Here is a 16,597-nt window from a genome sequence, read left to right on the forward strand (position 1 = left end):
CCGTGCGGACATTTGCGCCCGGCGCACCGGGACCATTTGTCCGCTTCGGCAACAGTTGCTGCCGCCGCGCGGCTCAGGCGGACGGAACCGCCACGGCCGCGGGCGCCTCGTCGCGGCCGACCCGGCCCACCAGCAGCACGCCGCCGACCGCAAGCAGCGCCGAGAGCGTGAACGAGGCCGTGTAGGTGGCGGTGCCGCCCAGCGGCGCGAAGGCCACGAACACCACGGCCGTGGCCGCCAGGGCCAGCGCCGCGCCGATGGAGTCGGCGATCAGTAGCGCGGAAGAGTTGAAGCCCTGCTGCTGGGGCGCCGACAGCCGCAGCACCCGGCCGCTCTGCCGCGGCACAAGGGTGCCCATGCCGGCCCCGGCAACGGCCCAGCCGGCGATGGCGACGGCGGGCGCCAGGCCCAGGGCGCTGGTCAGCGCCGACGCGGCGATCGCCACCAGCAGCAACGCGCTGCCCAGCAGCATGCTGCCCGCATCGCTGAGAACCGTGGCATACCGCCCCTGCAACCAGGACGCCAGAGCCCAGGTGACCCCCGCGCAACTCAACGCCAGCCCGGCCAACACGGGGGAAAGCCGGTACTCGCCGGTGAGCAGCGCCGGCAGGTACACCTCGGTGGAGAGGAACGCCCCCGACACCAACCCGCGGATCGTCATCACCACGGGCAGTCCACGCCGGCCGCTGAGCGTCCCGGCCGGCAGCAGCGGACGCAGCGCCACCCCGGCCAGCACGAACGCGGCGCCGGTGCCCACCCACAGCAGCGCGCCGGGCAGCTGCGCCGCCATCGACGCGCAGAGCACCGCCGCCGCCGCACCCAGCGACCACAGCGTTCGCGACAGCCGCCACGGTTCCCGCACACCGACCGGCCGCTCCCGCTCCGCCGCCGCGATCGCAACCAGCCCGGGCCGCAGCATCCCCATCGCCGCCACCACCAGCACCACTACGCCGAGGAACACCCACCGCCAGCTGGTGTACTCGCCCACCAGACCTGCAATGAACGGCCCGATCAGCGACGGCACCACCCAGGCGCCGGCGAAGGCGCCGAAGATCGCCGGATGCATCCGCTGCGGATACACCCGTGCGACGACCACGTACAGCGACACGCTCAGCGCCCCGCCACCGAGGCCGTGCACCAGGCGTCCCACAATGAGGGCGGGCATGGATGCGGCGGTGCCGGCGATCACCAGGCCCACCACGAACAGAACCACGGCGGTCAGCACCACGGGCACCGGCCCCGAGCGGTCCGCCCAGTTGCCCGCGGCCACCATGCCCACCACGCCCACGGCGAGCGGACCGGAGAACGCCAGGGCGTACAACGAGTCGCCGTCCAGCGCCGCACTGATGATGGGCATGACCGTGGTCACGGCCAAGGCCTCGAACGCGGCCAGGAAGATCAGCGCGAGGATCCCGACGGTGACCCAGACGTGCTCCCGGCCGAAGATCGAGGCCGGGCGCAGGGGGACCGAAGGCGGCAAGGAGGGGAGGGGCACGAGAGCGATAGTAAGACCTCAACCGTGGTTGAGGTCAACCCGAGCGGATGCGGCCACAACGACAGCCGGCAGCAGCCCGCCGCACACCCGCCGAACCGTTCCGGCCCGCACTGACTGTAGCTTCGGCGACAGTTGGGCGTTAAAAACGGAAACGCCCGCTCGAAAGCGGGCGTTTCACTGGCGGAGAATGGGGGATTCGAACCCCCGAGGGCTTTCACCCAACACGCTTTCCAAGCGTGCGCCATAGGCCACTAGGCGAATTCTCCTGAGCCGGCCGATTCGTGAAGACAACGACCAGGGAAAATCTTACCTGCTTCCGGGGGCCCCGAGTGACACGTCACCAAACCGCTGGTTTTGGGCCCGGGGCCCGGACGCCCTAAACTGGCAATGGCTCCTCGCGTGGCGCTATCTCAGCCAACTCCCCCAGGACGGAAACGTAGCAAGGGTAACTGGGCTCTGGTGGGTGCGCGAGGAGTTTTACTTTGCCCGGATGCTGCCCGGATGCTGCCCGGATGCGCCCCCGAGTGCGCCCCGGATGCGAACCGGTCAGCCTAGCCCTATCGCCGGCGAGCAAAGGGGACCAACGTCCCCCCGGAGCAGGAATCGTCGCTCCTAGACTTGGACGGCGCCTGTGGCGCCCATAGAGCACTTGGAGTCCGTGATGGTTCATTCGTCCAACGCCACCTCATTCACCTGGCCCAGCCGCCTGCCGCACGCGTTGAGCGCCGAAGCTCTCGCCAGCGTCGACGCGTGGTGGCGAGCCTCGAACTACCTCTCGGTCGGGCAGATCTACCTGCTCGACAACCCGCTGCTTCGGGAGCCGCTCCAGAAAAAGCACATCAAACCGCGGCTGCTCGGCCACTGGGGAACCACCCCCGGCCTCAACTTCCTCTACGCGCACCTGAACCGGGTCATCCGCGAACGCGAGATCAGCACCCTCTACATCACCGGCCCCGGCCACGGCGGGCCCGGCATGGTCGCCAACGCCTACCTCGACGGCACCTACTCCGAGGTCTACTCGAGCATCGACCAGTCCGAAGACGGCATCAAGGGCCTGTTCCGCCAGTTCTCCTTCCCCGGCGGCATCCCCAGCCACGCCTCACCCGAGACCCCCGGCTCGATCCACGAGGGCGGTGAGCTCGGCTACGCGCTCAGCCACGCCTACGGCGCCGCGTTCGACAACCCCGACCTGCTCGTGGCCGCCGTCGTCGGTGACGGCGAGGCCGAAACCGGCCCGCTGGCCACCAGCTGGCACTCCAACAAGTTCGTCGACCCGCTGCAGGATGGCGTCGTGCTGCCGATCCTGCACCTCAACGGCTACAAGATCGCCAACCCCACCATCCTGGCCCGCATCCCCGAGAGCGAACTGCTCGAACTCATGCGCGGCTACGGCCACAACCCGCACATCGTCTCCGGCGGTTTCGACGGCGAAGACCCCCTCGCCGTGCACCAGCGCATGGCGCAGACCATGGACGAGGTTCTCAACGAAATCGCCTCGATCAAGCGCGCCGCCCTCGCCGGCGACACCAGCCGGCCGCGCTGGCCGATGATCATCCTGCGCACCCCCAAGGGCTGGACCTGCCCGCCCGTCATCGACGGCGTGCAGGTGGAAGACTCCTGGCGTTCGCACCAGGTGCCGCTCGTCAACGCCCGCGACACCCAGTCGCACACCGACGTGCTCGAATCCTGGCTGCGTTCGTACCGTCCGGAGGAACTCTTCGACGACGCCGGCGCCCCCGCCGCCAACATCACCGCGCTCGCCCCGCACGGCGACCTGCGCATGAGCGCCAACCCCGTCGCCAACGGCGGGCTGCTGCGCCGCGAGCTCAAGCTGCCCAACTTCCGCGACTACGCGGTGGAGGTGCCGACCCCCGGCGCCACCGTCGACGAGGCCACCAAGGTGCTCGGCATCTGGATGGCCGACGTCATCCGCCAGAACCCGGACAACTTCCGTATCTTCGGACCCGACGAGACCGCATCCAACCGGCTCGCACCATCCGTCTACGCCGCCACCGACAAGCAGTGGAACGGCGAATACCTGCCCGAAGACACCAACCTTGCCCGCGCGGGCCGGGTCATGGAGATGCTCAGCGAGCACCAGTGCCAGGGCTGGCTCGAGGGCTACCTGCTCACCGGCCGGCACGGCGTCTTCAACTGCTACGAAGCATTCATCCACATCATCGACTCGATGTTCAACCAGCACGCCAAGTGGCTCAAGGTCACCCGCGAGATCCCGTGGCGCCGCTCCATCTCGAGCCTGAACTACCTGCTTTCCTCGCACGTCTGGCGCCAGGACCACAACGGATTCAGCCACCAGGACCCCGGTTTCATCGACCACGTCGTGAACAAGAGCGCCGACGTCGTGCGGGTGTACCTGCCCTTCGACGCCAACACCCTGCTGTCGATCTACGACCACTGCCTGCGCAGCGTCGACTACGTCAACGTGGTCGTCGCCGGCAAGCAGCCGGCGCCGAACTGGCTCACCATGGATCAGGCCGTCGCGCACTGCGAGCGGGGCCTGGGCATCTTCGAGTGGGCCGGTACCGAGATTCCCGGCACCGAACCCGACGTGGTGCTCGCCGCCGCCGGCGAGGTGCCCACCCTCGAGGTGCTCGCCGCCGCCAAGATCCTGCGCGAGGCCATGCCCGACCTCAGCGTGCGCGTGGTCAACGTGGTCGACCTGATGCGCCTGCAGAGCGAGGACGACCACCCGCACGGCCTGAGCGACCGGGAGTTCGACGCCTACTTCACCGCGAACAAGCCCATCGTGTTCGCCTACCACGGCTACCCGTGGCTGATCCACCGGCTCACCTACAAGCGCCACGGCCATGGCAACCTGCACGCCCGCGGGTACAAGGAGAACGGGACGACGACGACGCCGTTCGACATGGTCATGCTCAACGACCTCGACCGGTACCACCTGGTGATGGATGTCATCGACCGGGTGCCCGGACTCGGAGCCCGTGCCGGACTGCTTCGCCAGCAGATGCAGGATGCCCGCCTGCGTGCCCGGCAGTACACCCGCGATCACGGAGAAGACATTCCCGAGGTCACCGACTGGGTGTGGGCTGGGAACGATGCCGCGGCAGCCGCTGCGCGCGCACTAGATACCACCGGCGGGGATAACGTATAACCGTGGCTCGAAGCATTTACATCACCTCCGCCGAGGGAAATACCGGCAAATCTACTATCGCCCTGGGTGTTCTTGACACCCTGTTGCACTCCATTGAGCGGGTGGGTGTCTTCCGTCCGATCGCTCGCTCCAAGCACAAGCCCGACTATGTGCTGGAACTCCTGCTCAATCACCTGCAGGCCCGCAAGCCCGTCGGTACCCACTCCGTCGCGCAGCCGGCGCTCAGTTACGACGAGTGCGTCGGCGTCACCTACGACGACGTGCACGCCGACCCGGATGCCGCGCTGGCGCGCATCGTGGCCCGTTACAAGGCCGTCGAAGCGCAGTGTGACGCCGTCGTGGTCATCGGCAGCGACTTCACCGACGTCGGAAGCCCGACCGAACTGGCCTACAACGCCCGCATCGCCGCGAACCTCGGCGTGCCGGTGTTGCTCGTGCTGGCCGGCCGGGTGGCCTTCGGTCAGGGCGAGGGGCTCAACCAGAGCGACCAGCTCGGCCAGAGCGAACCGCGCACCAGTGACGACATCCGCCAGCTCACCGATGTGGCCCTGACCGAACTCGCGTCAGAGCACGTCTCGCTGCTGGGCGTCGTGGTCAACCGCGCCGACCCCGCCAACCTCAACGGCCTCATCGCCGCGGTGCGCGAGGGCGTCGACAACACCCCGGCCACCGCGGATGCGCTGCACGCCGCCGTTGTGCCCGTCTGGGCCATCCCCGAGGACGCGTTCCTCGTGGCCCCGAGCATGAAGACCATCCTCGAAGCCACCCACGGCACCCTGGTGCAGGGTGACCCGGAGCTGCTTTCCCGTGAGGCGCTCAGCGTCGTCGTGGCCGCCATGTCGATGGTCAACGTGCTGCCCCGCCTGGCCGAGGGCGCTGTCGTCGTCATCCCCAGCGACCGCCCCGAGGTGCTCCTCGCCGCCCTGATGGCCAACTCGTCCGCGACCTTCCCGTCGCTGGCCGGCGTGGTTCTCGTCGGCGGTTTCGCGCTGCCCGAGTCGATCGAGCAGCTCATGAAAGGCCTCGCCCCGTCGGTGCCGATCATCCGCACCGACCTGGCCTCCTACGAGGCGGCCCTCCGTATCACCCACACCCGCGGCCGCCTGGCCGCCGACTCGCAGCGCAAGCACGACACCGCCCTGGCGTTGTTCGAGCAGCACGTCGACGGTGCCGCCCTGCTCGACCGGCTCAAGGTGAGCCGCGCCGACGTGGTCACCCCGCTGATGTTCGAGTACACCCTGCTCGAGCGTGCCCGGCAGAACCGCATGCGCATCGTGCTGCCCGAGGGCGACGACGACCGCGTGCTGCGCGCCGCCGCCACCCTGCTGGCCCGCGATGTGGCCGACCTGATCATTCTCGGCGAAGAGTTCGAGGTGCGCTCGCGCGCCATCGGCCTGGGCCTGGACATCGCCAAGGCGCAGGTCGTCAGCCCGTTCGACGACGTGCTGCGGATGCGTTTCGCCGAGGAATACGCGCGCCTGCGCTCCCACAAGGGCGTCACCATCGACCAGGCCCGCGACGTCGTCACCGACGTCTCGTACTTCGGCACGATGATGGTGCAGCTCGGCCTGGCCGACGGCATGGTCTCCGGCGCATCGCACACCACCGCGCACACCATCCGGCCCAGCTTCGAGATCATCAAGACCCGCCCCGGTGTGTCCGTGGTCTCCAGCGTGTTCCTGATGGCCCTGGCCGACCGGGTCCTCGTCTACGGCGACTGCGCGGTCAACCCCGACCCCACCGCCGCCCAGCTGGCCGACATCGCCATCTCGGCGTCGGAGACGGCCATCGAGTTCGGCATCGAGCCGCGCATCGCGATGCTGTCGTACTCCACCGGCGTCTCCGGCAACGGAGCGGACGTCGAAAAGGTGCGAGAGGCCACCGCGATCGTTCGCGAACGCCGGCCCGACCTCGCCGTCGAAGGCCCGATCCAGTACGACGCCGCAGCGGATGCCGCCGTGGCCGCCGCCAAGATGCCGGATTCGGACGTGGCCGGCAAGGCCACCGTCTTCATCTTCCCCGACCTCAACACCGGCAACAACACCTACAAGGCGGTGCAGCGCAGCGCTGGCGCCGTGGCGATCGGCCCCGTCCTGCAGGGCCTACGCAAACCCATCAACGACCTTTCCAGAGGAGCCCTCGTGCAGGACATCGTGAACACCGTGGCGATCACCGCCATTCAGGCCGCATCTCTCGCAGCGGTGGTGGCAGCCGTATGACCGCCATCCTCGTCATCAACTCAGGTTCGTCCTCGTTCAAGTACCAGCTGATCGACATCGACACCGAGACCGAACTGGCCGGCGGACTCGTCGAGCGCATCGGTGAGGCCAGCGGACACGCCCGGCACACCAACACCGCCTCGGAGGCCGGCCGCCAGGAAGCGAACCTGCCGATCCCCGACCACACCGCCGGTTTCGACGTCATGATCGCCGCGTTCGCCGAGCATGGCCCGCAGCTGTCCGACGCCAACCTCATCGCCGTGGGCCACCGCGTCGTTCAGGGCGGGGCCATCTTCACCGGCCCCACCGTGATCGACGACGCCGTTCAGCAGCAGATCAGCGACCTCGCCGACCTCGCCCCGCTGCACAACCCTGCCCACGTGCAGGCCATCGTCGCCGCCCGCACCAACTTCGCCGACGTGCCGCACGTGGCCGTCTTCGACACCTCGTTCCACCTCACCATGGCGCCGGCCGCGTACACCTACGCGATCAACACCGAGCTGGCCGCCAAGCACGACATCCGTCGTTACGGTTTCCACGGCACGTCGCACAAGTTCGTCTCAGAGGCCGCTGCCGAGTTCCTCGGCCGTCCCCTGAGCGAGCTGAAGACCATCGTGCTGCACCTCGGCAACGGTGCGTCCGCTACCGCCGTCGACGGCGGCAAGTCGATCGACACCTCGATGGGCCTCACCCCGTTGCAGGGCCTGGTCATGGGCACCCGCTCCGGCGACATCGACCCCGCCGTGCTGTTCCACCTGCACCGCAAGGCCGGCCTGTCGATCGAAGAGCTCGACACCCTGCTCAACAAGAAGAGCGGCATGCTCGGTCTCACCGGCAACGGTGACATGCGCGACGTCGAAGACGCGGCCGTGGCCGGCGACGCCGTGGCCCAGGCCGCGCTCGACGTCTACTACCACCGCATCCGGGGCTACGTAGGCAATTACATGGCCCAGCTCGGCGGCCTCGACGTGATCGTCTTCACCGCCGGTGTCGGCGAGAACTCCGGCATCATCCGCGAGGGCGCCCTGCGCGGCCTCGAGGGCCTCGGCATCGAGATCGACCCGGCGAAGAACGACCCGTTCTCGCGCGTCGCCCGTGTTGTGTCGACGGATGCGTCCCGCGTCACCGTGCTCGTCATCCCCACCAACGAGGAGCTCGAGATCGCCCGCGAAACCCGCGCGGTCATCTAACTCTTCGGCCGCTGGACGAGCTCGGCCGCTGGTCGAGCTCGTCCAGACCTAAAGGCGGAGATTCACCCGACACGCCGCACCGCTGCCACGCAGCGCGGCGTGTCCCGAGAATCTCCGCCTTTGCTGTCGGTCTACGCCGAGCAACGGATGCCGACGGGCCGACCGCGAGTAGAATTCCGGCGTGCGCACACTCCTCAACCTGATCTGGCTCGTCCTCTCCGGCTTCTGGCTGTTCCTCGGCTATGTCGCCGCCGGCATTGTGCTCTGCATCCTGATCATCACGATTCCGTGGGGCATCGCGTCGTTTCGCATCGCCGGTTATGCGCTCTGGCCGTTCGGCCGCACCGTCGTCGCCAAGCCGTCGAGCGGAGCCTTCTCGTTCCTCGGCAACGTGATCTGGGTGATCCTGGCCGGCTGGTGGCTCGCCCTGGCCCACATCGTGTCGGGCATCGCACTCTGCATCACCATCATCGGCATCCCGCTGGGCATCGCCGACTTCAAGATGGTGCCGATCTCCCTCGCGCCGCTCGGCAAGGAAATCGTGCCCATCGGCGGCGGCGCGTTCGACCAGGCCCGGGCCCAGCGCACCGCGGCCTAGCCGAACCACCCCGGCGGGCCAGCGCAAGCCGCGCGTCCGGAGGCACCGGACCGCCGTGCCCGGTGGGCGATTTTCCGGTTCGGCGTGACGTTTGACGACCCGCCACCGTCCTACCCATAGCGGTGCCCGCCATCCAGGACAGGGCAGCGAGAGCCCTAAGGGGAAATGGACATGGGAAAGCTCATCTCCGGCGCCACCGAGGTCGATTTCGAGGACCGCGCGCTGGTGCACTTGCAGAGCGTCATCGGCTCCAAGCTTCGCCGCGGCGAGAGCTTCGCCCTCTTCTGGAGCGACCCGGCCGCGCCAGACGAGGCGCAGCCCAGTCTGTGGCTGCACCCCGGCATCCCGCTGTATTTCAAGTTCACCGGGACCACGACCCCCGGGCTCAACCGGGCCTGGATAGAGGTGCTCGCGACGTCGGCCGACAGTGCAGACGGGTTGCTGTTGAGCAGCGAACCGCGTGGTCAGGATGCCGACCAGAATCACACCGACTGACCAGGCCGGAGTGAGTTTTCTTCACGCTGGAGCATGACAGGTGCGGGGTTCGGACCGTCTAAGAAGCAGCAGAGCATGTCAGGCGGATGCCCGACAGGATTTCCCACCGCACCCCGCACCATCCTTCAGAGGAGAACATCATGACGTCAGCACCCAACGACCCGCGCCCCATGACACCCAACGACCAGCGCCCCACGGCACCCAACGACCAGCGCCCCACGGCACCCAACGACCAGCGCCCCACGGCACCCGACCCCCTCGAACCCGTCGCATCGCCGGCGACCTCGGGCACCACCATCCGCCAGGAAGTCGTCGCCAAGCAGAAGGCGCAGTTCGGCGGCATGAAGTTCGGCACGGCCTTCTTCGGCTGGCTCACCGCCACCGGCGCAGCCGTGCTACTCACCGCGCTGGTAGCCGGTGCCGGCGCAGCCGTCGGCCTCGGAAACCAGGCCGACCCCGCTCAGACGGCGGATGCCGCGGCCGAGAACGCCTCGACCGTCGGCCTGATCGGTGCCATCGCCCTGGCCGTCGTCGTCTTCGTGTCCTACTTCTGCGGAGGCTATGTCGCCGGCCGAATGGCGCGGTTCAGTGGCGCAAAGCAGGGCATCGCCGTGTGGCTGTGGGCTCTGATCGTGGCCGTGGTTCTGGCCATTGTGGCCGCTATCGCGGGAAGCCAGTTCAATGTGCTCGCCAACCTCAACAGCTTCCCGCGGATCCCGGTCCAGGAGGGCGACCTGGCCCTGGGCAGTATCCTCACGGCCGTTGCGATCGCCATCGTCAGCCTCGGCGGCGCGATGCTCGGCGGCCTCGCCGGCATGCGGTTCCACCACAGGGTCGACAAGGTCGGCCTCGGCAAGTGAGCGGAGCCCGCTCACACTGAGCTGATTCGCCCACCCTGGCGAGAGTGAAGGGCCCCGGTGACACAGTCCCGGGGCCCTTTGGTCTGCCGGCCGGTAAGGCGGCATCGGCTCTTACTTAGTCTTCGGCGCGGCCTTCGCCGGGCCGAACGACACGTCCACCTCGGCCATCTCCATGTCGGCGGTGGCTTGGATCAGCTCCATCAGAGCCGGATCCAACCCGGGGGCGAACTCCTCCATCCTTTCGCCGGCGATCACCGACGGCACACCCTCAGGAGCCTGTTCGTCGGCGACCAGGTTCGTGCCGTCCTTGGAGGGGGACATGCCCTGGAAGATCTTGCCCGCCTCCGACTGGCCGGCGAGGTCGAAGGTGTACTGCTTGCTGTGCAGGTTGAGGTCGAGCAGCTTCTTCACCTCGGGGAACTTCTCCGCGTTGGTCTTCGGGATCGGCAGCAGAGTGTTCCAGTGCACACCCAGGGTCTCGAGCGCCTTGGCGTACGCGTTCTCGTGAGCCTGGTCCCGTACGATGAGGTAAGCGATAGTGGAGCGTGCAGTCTTGTTCGCGGTCATCTCGTAGATGCGGCACTTCTGCAGTCGGCCGGTGGACTCCAACATCAGGTTGTAGAGCAGGTCGAGCACCAGGTTGCCGGAGTTGTACACGTAGCTGCCGCTCCACGGGTTGCCCACGGCGTCCACCGGCAGCGCACCCTGCGCACCCACCAGGTAGTGGTGGATGTTGCCCTGGTCGAGGGCGATCTCCAGCGGGATCGCTCCGCCCGAGCCGGCCTTGTCCAGCGGGTCGGTGACCTTGCCCTGGTAGCGCGGCGAGCCGTCCACCAGACGGGAGATGGTGGTGCCGATCAGTTCCACGTGGCTGATCTCTTCGGTGCCGATGCCCTGAATCAGGTCGCGGTACGGCTTCGCCGCGGGCCCACGGAAGTTCATCGACTGGAACAAGTACTGCATCATGGTGCGCATCTCGCCGAACTGGCCGCCGAGGCCCTCCTGCAGTGCGTTGGCCGCTGCCGGATCCGGCTCGTCCTGCGCGATGTCGTGGATGAGTCGTTGCACGTGGAAATACATAATTGTCCTTTCCTGGGACGTGGTGGATCAACGGTCGGATGCGGATGGTGTCGGGATCAGGTCTTGGTGTCGTGGCGTTCCGCGCTGTCCTCGCGCAGGCGCCGCCCCGCAATGATGTCGGCACGTTCCTTCTCGGCGGTTTTGTCGCTCTTGCGGGTGTCCCGCGGTGGCAGCTGAATGTCTTCCTCCGCCTTGATACCCGCCTGCAGTTGGCGGGTCCGCTCGAGTTCGGCGTCGAACTCGGCGCCGAACAGCAGGGCAAGGTTGGCGATCCAGAGCCAGAGCAGGAACACCACGACACCGGCGAGCGAGCCGTAGGTGCGGTCGTAGTTGGAGAAGTTGGTGACGTAGAGACCGAACAGGAACGACGCGATCACCAGGGCCACCAACGCCAGCAGCGCGCCCAAGCTGATCCAACGGAATTTCGGCTGCTTGGCGTTCGGGGTGGCGTAGTAGAGGATTGCGATGATCAGCACAGCGGCCAGAGCCAGGATCGGCCACTTGAGGATGGACCACACTATCTGCACGGTTTCGCCGAGGCCCAGGGCACTGCTGACGGCATCGGTGACGGGCCCCGACACGATCAGGACCACGACCATGATGAGGATCAGCAGGATGGTGACGATGGTCACCACCAGCTGCATCGGGCGCAGCTTCCAGAACGGCCGGCCCTCCTCGATCTCGTAGATCCGGTTCATGGCCCGGCTGAACGCGCCGACGTAGCCGGATGCCGACCAGATGGCCAGCACGATGCCGAAGACCAGGGCGAACCCGGCGGCCGGTGACGAGCTGAACTGTTCGAGCGGTTCGCGCAGTACGTCGGCCGTGCCGCCGGGGGCGACCTCGTTGACGAGGTCGAGGATGGTGTCGGTGGACCGCTCGCCCTGACCGAACACGCCCAGCAGAGAGATCAACGCGATCAGCGCCGGGAACAACGCCAGCACCGCGTAGTACGTCAGCGACGCGGCGATGTCGGTGCATTGGTCGGCGGTGAATTCGCGCATGGTCTTGCGCATCGCGTACTTCCAGGACGGCTTCTTCACCTCGCCCGGCGAATCCGGCTTGCGTGGATCGTCGGGCGAGGGAGCGCTGTTCCTCTTGCTACGGGCGTCGTTGCGGGCCACCGGTACTACTCCTCGTGATCATCTAGCGGTTGGTGCGGGTGACTCCGTCAGCCGACGGTGCCCTGCCCGGCGTGCTTGGCGGTGTCGCGCACCTCGTCAGCGGACGACCCCGTCTCGGACTTGACGGTGTCGGCGGCATCCGTGGCCGTGCCCTTGACAGCATCGGCGGCGTCGGCGAGGGGCTGCTTGAGGTTCTCGCCCATCTGCTTCGCCGCGTCGGTGACCTCCTGGGTCAGTGGCTCAGCGGCCTCCTTCACGTTCGCCGCGACCTTCTTCTCGACGGTGCTGGCGGGCAGGAGAGACGACGCGAGCCAACCCACGCCGAATGCGATGAGACCCACCGCCAGCGGGTTGCCCTTGACCTGGGAGGCCGCGTCGTGAGCGGCGCCCGATACGTTACCGGTCGCTCCGCTCACCGAACCGCCCAGGTCGGAAGCGGTGCCCATGACCTTGTCCTTGGCCGAGCTGAACACGCCCCGCACCTTGTCCTTCTGGCGGTCCATGATCTTGCTGGGCGTTACCTTGTCGGCAAGGGCGTCGACATCGGCGCCGAGGCCCCGTCGGGTGTCTTCGATTTGGCTCCGAAGAACCTCGGGGTCGGTGCTGGATTCGTCATAGGTGCTCATCGGTTTTCCTCATTTCGTTTTAGTGCGTCAGGAATCTGCTTCAGGGAATCGACTGTCTTGGGCGCTCCCGTGATGGTCTTCATCTCTTTGCGCCCGCGCGAGTAGAGCACGGCGGCCACGATGCCCCAGACGACGGCAACGATCACGGCCGCCCAGGCGATGTCGATGGCGTGTCCGAGCCCCCACCAGGCCGCGAACGACAGGAACAACACCGTCAGGTGGGCGGCATAGCCGGCTCCGCCGAGCAGTCCGGCTCCTTTGCCGGCGCGAGTGGCCGACTGCCGTAACTCGGCCTTGGCCAGTTCGACCTCCTGGCGCATGAGAGTAGACACGTCGCGTGTCACCTCACTGAGCAGATCGCCCAGCGAGGTCTCTTCGGCCTTGCGTTCAGAAGGCGTGGGCATGTCAGTCATTGCGGTTCTCCGTGTAATTCGGGTACTCCGCCGTGAGCGGGGTGCCTACGCCGGTGGCGGTGCCGGTGGGCGTGGTGGGGGTGTCGAAGGCCGTGTCGATTCCGGTGGTGGCGCCGGTGCCGAACTCGGTTCCGACGCCGGTGGGCGCGGTGGCCGGGGTACTGCTGCCCGTCGAGGCGGTCTCGGAGGAGTCCTTGGCCTCGGCGATGACCGAGCGGGTCAGGCGACCGGCCACTACACCGGCGACGGCGGCGATGCCGATGAACATGCCGGGGCTGCGCCGGGCGTAGCCCTTGACCTCGTCGAGGAGGGCGCCCGGGTCGCGCTGGTCGAGCCAGTCGGCGATTCCGGCAGCACGCGAGGCGGCCTGGTGGGCGATATCGCTGGCTACACCCTGAGTATCGGACTTATCGGCCATCGCACCCAGCTCGTCGCCCAGGGAACGGAGACCGGCGGCGACCCGCTTCTGTTGTGCGGCCGCCTGGTCGGCGAGTTCGCCCTGCGTCTGGCGATAGAGGTCCTTGGCTTGCTGCTTGGTCTCGCTGCCGACCTTGTGCAACTCGTCCTTGGCGACGCCGGCGACGTGCTGGCCAGCGGCGACCGAGGTGTCCTTCACCTCGGTGGCGCGTTCTTTGGCATCGGGGCCGGCTCCGCTGTCGGACGCCGTGCTGGTGTCCAGGTCGGGGTTTCCCGGGACGGATGCTGGGTATGTATTCGACATGACTCTCCTAGATAGATCGGGGTGTGCACGACGCCCGGCATCGACGTCAGTGTCGTGTTCGGGAATATCCTTTGTCTTGCGAGCCGCGATTACAAGCACTCTGAGAGAACCCGCGAAATTAAGTTTTTTCCGTGACGAATCGCTGATTTTGCCGTCTATTTAAGGGGTGCGGGACTTTACGCAGCAACGTTGGAGGGGGTAGCGGATACCCCACAATGGGGGGTATCCTCCCGTCACTCCAGCGGGCGCTCGTGTCGCCTCTGTTGCTCCCGCTGAGCATCCTCGACGACGCGCTTGATCACGAGGAACGTGGTCTCCCACTCGTCGAGAATGTGGCGCTGCGTGAGCCGCAACACCCGGCGACCGAGCCCCTCGTAGAGGAGGTAGCGGGTGGAGGAATTGCGGACCCGCCGCATCCGCCGGCCCGTGGCGCGGCGTGCCCCGCAAAACTCCGCCTTTGCGGGCGCGCGGCCGCCCGGGACCCCCGGGCCGGGTGCCTAGCGGGGCGGTGGCGCGGTGCTCGCCCGCACGACGAGGTGCGTGGGCACGATTGTCGTACCGGGGCCTACGGCCGCGGGGGAGTCGATCTGGCGCAGCAGCTTCTCGATGCAGAGCCGCCCCACTTGGCCGAAGTCCTGGTGCACGGTGGTCAGCGGCGGCCAGAAGGCATCCGCCTCGCGCATATCGTCGAAGCCGACCACGCTCACGCCAGCCGGAACCGAGCGGCCGGCCTCGTGCATCGCCCGCATCACGCCGAGGGCCATCTGGTCGTTGGAGGCGAAAATCGCCGTCACCGACGGGTCGGCGGCCAGCGCCACCCCGTGCCGGTAGCCGCTCTGCGCGCTCCAGTCGCCCTCGAGTACGGGCGGCACCGGGGCGCCGGCCGCCTTCAACGTGGCCCGCCAGGATGCCGTGCGGCGCCCGGCCGAGAACGACGACTCCGGCCCGGCGATGTGCCAGACCGTGCGGTGCCCGAGGTCGAGCAGGTGCTGGGTGGCCAGCCGAGCACCCTCGGTCTGGTCGGTGTCGACCACCGTGTAGCGTTCGCCGGCATCGGAATCGACGATCACGACGGGCAGCCCGGTCGGCACGGTCACGTCGATCCGGTCCAGGATGTGCGCTTCCATAATGATCACGATGCCGTCCACGGCCTGCTCGGCGAGCCGGTTCACAGCGCCGGCGACGGCGCCCTGGGTGGGCAGCGCCACCGGGATCAGGGTGATCGAGTAGCCGGCCTCGGCGGAGGCCGTGGCAACAGCGTCGAGGGTGCGCATGTTGCCGAAGCTGGACAGGCCGAACATGATCACGCCGATGGTGCTGAACTTGCCCGACTTCAGCGCGCGGGCGGCGCTGTTGGGCCGGTAGCCGATCTCGTCCATGGCGGCGAGCACCCGGTCGCGGGTGTCGGCGTCGACGTTGCTGCGACCGTTCACCACCCGGGAGACGGTCTGGGAGGAGACGCCGGCCAGCGCCGCCACATCCGCCATCGACGGCAGGCGCTGCGCGCGGGCCGTGGGAGCGGCCGAAGAACTGTCTGTCGTGCTCGCCGTTGCCACGTGCCCTCCCCGGTCCCGAAAAAAGATTTCCGTATGTTTACGTAAACATGCTAGCGTGCTTACACGTCATGTTTACGTAAACATGCCGTCAGATTCACCGTCCGTTGCATCACCATACCGAGTCAGAGAAAAAGGCATGACGACGCTGTCAACACTCCCCCCCAGTGGCCAGACACGCAGTGCACGGGCCCAGCCGAACCGCCGCAAGCCCAAGCCCCACGTGCAGAAGCGCGACTGGACCGGCTGGAAGTTCATCGGCCCGTTCATGATCGTTTTCGCCCTCGTGCTGATCGCCCCGGTGCTGTACTCGATTTACCTGTCCTTCTTCAAGGACCAGCTGGTCGGCGGCAACTCCTTCGTCGGCTTCGAGAACTACGGCCAGGCGCTCACCGATCCCAAGTTCTGGGAGTCGATGGGCCGGGTCACCCTGTTCTTCGTCGTGCAGGTGCCGATCATGCTCGGCATCGCACTCTTCGCCGCCCTCGCCATCGACAGTGCCCGCCTGCACCTGTCCAGCTTCTTCCGCATCGCGATCTTCCTGCCGTACGCGGTTCCCGCCGTGGTCGCAACGCTCATGTGGGGCTTCATGTACGGCACCAAGTTCGGCCTGGTCGGCAATCTCAATGAGTTCTTCTCGATCGCCATCCCCAACCCGCTGGGCAACACCTGGGTGCTCGCCGCGATCGGCAACATCGTCACCTGGGAATTCATCGGCTACAACATGATCCTGTTCTACGCCGCCCTCCGAGTGATCCCCACCGATCTCTACGAGGCCGCCTCGCTCGACGGCGCCAACGCGTTCCGCATCATCCGCAGCATCAAGATGCCGGCGCTCCGCCCCGCCATCGTCATCGGCGGCATCTTCAGCGTGATCGGTAGCTTCCAGCTGTTCAACGAGCCCAGCATCCTGCAGTCTCTGGCACCCAACACCATCTCCACCTATTTCTCGCCGAACATGTACGCCTACAACCTGTCGTTCTCGGGTCAGCAGTACAACTACTCGGCCACCATCGCGATCATCGTCGGCCTCATCACCGCCGTGATCGCCTACATCGTGCAGAACTCCGGTTCCAGGAAGGAGGCCTGA

At 67.3% G+C, this 16,597-nt stretch carries 15 protein-coding genes, 1 tRNA gene and 1 other RNA gene; 8 read left to right on the plus strand and 9 right to left on the minus strand.

The window, feature by feature from the left end; translation table 11 throughout:
• Window positions 1-73: 73 nt before the first annotated feature.
• On the minus strand, window positions 74-1,495 hold the full coding sequence (locus B7495_RS02130; RefSeq protein WP_240632357.1) for an MFS transporter: 1,422 nt from the start codon (window positions 1,493-1,495) through the stop codon (window positions 74-76).
• 178 nt (window positions 1,496-1,673) lie between these two features.
• Window positions 1,674-1,761: transfer RNA gene (locus B7495_RS02135), tRNA-Ser, on the minus strand.
• 120 nt (window positions 1,762-1,881) lie between these two features.
• Here B7495_RS02135 and ffs point away from each other — a divergent pair.
• The 7 genes from ffs to B7495_RS02175 all read left to right on the plus strand — a co-directional run bounded on the left by ffs (window position 1,882) and on the right by B7495_RS02175 (window position 9,990).
• Window positions 1,882-1,978: signal recognition particle sRNA small type (gene ffs / locus B7495_RS02140), an RNA gene on the plus strand.
• A 178-nt stretch (window positions 1,979-2,156) separates the two neighbouring features.
• Entirely contained in the window at window positions 2,157-4,628 is a 2,472-nt protein-coding gene (locus tag B7495_RS02145; RefSeq protein WP_088455126.1) for a phosphoketolase, read from the plus strand.
• A gap of 2 nt (window positions 4,629-4,630) precedes the next feature.
• The gene (gene pta, locus B7495_RS02150) at window positions 4,631-6,847 is read left to right on the plus strand and encodes a phosphate acetyltransferase (protein WP_088455127.1); all 2,217 of its coding nucleotides are present in this window, start codon (window positions 4,631-4,633) and stop codon (window positions 6,845-6,847) included.
• Window positions 6,844-8,037, plus strand: a complete 1,194-nt coding sequence (locus B7495_RS02155) for an acetate/propionate family kinase (protein ID WP_088455128.1) — start codon at window positions 6,844-6,846, stop codon at window positions 8,035-8,037. Before pta ends, B7495_RS02155 begins: the two co-directional genes overlap by 4 nt.
• A 181-nt stretch (window positions 8,038-8,218) precedes the next feature.
• On the plus strand, window positions 8,219-8,635 hold the full coding sequence (locus B7495_RS02160) for a YccF domain-containing protein (RefSeq protein ID WP_088455129.1): 417 nt from the start codon (window positions 8,219-8,221) through the stop codon (window positions 8,633-8,635).
• Window positions 8,636-8,806: 171 nt separating this feature from the next.
• Window positions 8,807-9,130, plus strand: a complete 324-nt coding sequence (locus B7495_RS02165) for an ATP-dependent DNA ligase (protein ID WP_088457841.1) — start codon at window positions 8,807-8,809, stop codon at window positions 9,128-9,130.
• 140 nt (window positions 9,131-9,270) lie between these two features.
• Window positions 9,271-9,990: a hypothetical protein gene (locus B7495_RS02175; RefSeq protein ID WP_168195273.1), complete on the plus strand. Its 720-nt coding sequence runs from the start codon at window positions 9,271-9,273 to the stop codon at window positions 9,988-9,990.
• Window positions 9,991-10,101: 111 nt separating this feature from the next.
• Here the strand turns inward: B7495_RS02175 and B7495_RS02180 are convergent, their stop codons facing one another.
• The 7 genes from B7495_RS02180 to B7495_RS02210 all read right to left on the minus strand — a co-directional run bounded on the left by B7495_RS02180 (window position 10,102) and on the right by B7495_RS02210 (window position 15,441).
• Window positions 10,102-11,070 (minus strand): manganese catalase family protein, encoded by a 969-nt coding sequence (locus tag B7495_RS02180; RefSeq protein ID WP_088455131.1) that lies wholly within the window; start codon window positions 11,068-11,070, stop codon window positions 10,102-10,104.
• Between the two features lie 56 nt (window positions 11,071-11,126).
• Complete coding sequence (locus B7495_RS02185; protein WP_240632358.1) at window positions 11,127-12,194, minus strand: YihY/virulence factor BrkB family protein; 1,068 nt, start codon at window positions 12,192-12,194, stop codon at window positions 11,127-11,129.
• Between the two features lie 47 nt (window positions 12,195-12,241).
• The gene (locus tag B7495_RS02190; RefSeq protein WP_088455132.1) at window positions 12,242-12,820 is read right to left on the minus strand and encodes a DUF3618 domain-containing protein; all 579 of its coding nucleotides are present in this window, start codon (window positions 12,818-12,820) and stop codon (window positions 12,242-12,244) included.
• Complete coding sequence (locus B7495_RS02195; protein ID WP_088455133.1) at window positions 12,817-13,233, minus strand: phage holin family protein; 417 nt, start codon at window positions 13,231-13,233, stop codon at window positions 12,817-12,819. The genes B7495_RS02190 and B7495_RS02195 overlap by 4 nt, the downstream gene beginning before the upstream one ends.
• Entirely contained in the window at window positions 13,226-13,954 is a 729-nt protein-coding gene (locus B7495_RS19540) for a hypothetical protein (RefSeq protein ID WP_088455134.1), read from the minus strand. The genes B7495_RS02195 and B7495_RS19540 overlap by 8 nt, the downstream gene beginning before the upstream one ends.
• 233 nt (window positions 13,955-14,187) lie before the next feature.
• Window positions 14,188-14,370 (minus strand): hypothetical protein, encoded by a 183-nt coding sequence (locus B7495_RS02205; RefSeq protein WP_088455135.1) that lies wholly within the window; start codon window positions 14,368-14,370, stop codon window positions 14,188-14,190.
• A gap of 81 nt (window positions 14,371-14,451) precedes the next feature.
• Entirely contained in the window at window positions 14,452-15,441 is a 990-nt protein-coding gene (locus B7495_RS02210; protein WP_088457843.1) for a LacI family DNA-binding transcriptional regulator, read from the minus strand.
• Between the two features lie 205 nt (window positions 15,442-15,646).
• On the opposite strand from B7495_RS02210, the gene B7495_RS02215 reads away from it, so the two are divergent.
• Window positions 15,647-16,597 carry a carbohydrate ABC transporter permease gene (locus B7495_RS02215; RefSeq protein WP_088455136.1) on the plus strand — a complete coding sequence of 317 codons (951 nt, stop codon included), beginning with the start codon at window positions 15,647-15,649 and terminating at the stop codon, window positions 16,595-16,597.

The organism is Cryobacterium sp. LW097, assembly GCF_002205495.2.
Taxonomy (GTDB): Bacteria; Actinomycetota; Actinomycetes; order Actinomycetales; family Microbacteriaceae; genus Cryobacterium; species Cryobacterium zongtaii.

What these genes read in the sequence shown, in the direction of transcription:
- B7495_RS02175 (WP_168195273.1), top strand. Translation starts at nt 9,271, where the DNA reads ATGACGTCAGCACCCAACGACCCGCGCCCCATGACACCCAACGACCAG.
- B7495_RS02145 (WP_088455126.1), top strand. Translation starts at nt 2,157, where the DNA reads ATGGTTCATTCGTCCAACGCCACCTCATTCACCTGGCCCAGCCGCCTG.
- B7495_RS02210 (WP_088457843.1), bottom strand. Translation starts at nt 15,441, where the DNA reads ATGGCGGATGTGGCGGCGCTGGCCGGCGTCTCCTCCCAGACCGTCTCC.
- B7495_RS02205 (WP_088455135.1), bottom strand. Translation starts at nt 14,370, where the DNA reads ATGCGGCGGGTCCGCAATTCCTCCACCCGCTACCTCCTCTACGAGGGG.
- B7495_RS02215 (WP_088455136.1), top strand. Translation starts at nt 15,647, where the DNA reads ATGACGACGCTGTCAACACTCCCCCCCAGTGGCCAGACACGCAGTGCA.
- B7495_RS02180 (WP_088455131.1), bottom strand. Translation starts at nt 11,070, where the DNA reads ATGTATTTCCACGTGCAACGACTCATCCACGACATCGCGCAGGACGAG.
- B7495_RS02195 (WP_088455133.1), bottom strand. Translation starts at nt 13,233, where the DNA reads ATGACTGACATGCCCACGCCTTCTGAACGCAAGGCCGAAGAGACCTCG.
- B7495_RS19540 (WP_088455134.1), bottom strand. Translation starts at nt 13,954, where the DNA reads ATGTCGAATACATACCCAGCATCCGTCCCGGGAAACCCCGACCTGGAC.
- B7495_RS02165 (WP_088457841.1), top strand. Translation starts at nt 8,807, where the DNA reads ATGGGAAAGCTCATCTCCGGCGCCACCGAGGTCGATTTCGAGGACCGC.
- B7495_RS02190 (WP_088455132.1), bottom strand. Translation starts at nt 12,820, where the DNA reads ATGAGCACCTATGACGAATCCAGCACCGACCCCGAGGTTCTTCGGAGC.
- B7495_RS02155 (WP_088455128.1), top strand. Translation starts at nt 6,844, where the DNA reads ATGACCGCCATCCTCGTCATCAACTCAGGTTCGTCCTCGTTCAAGTAC.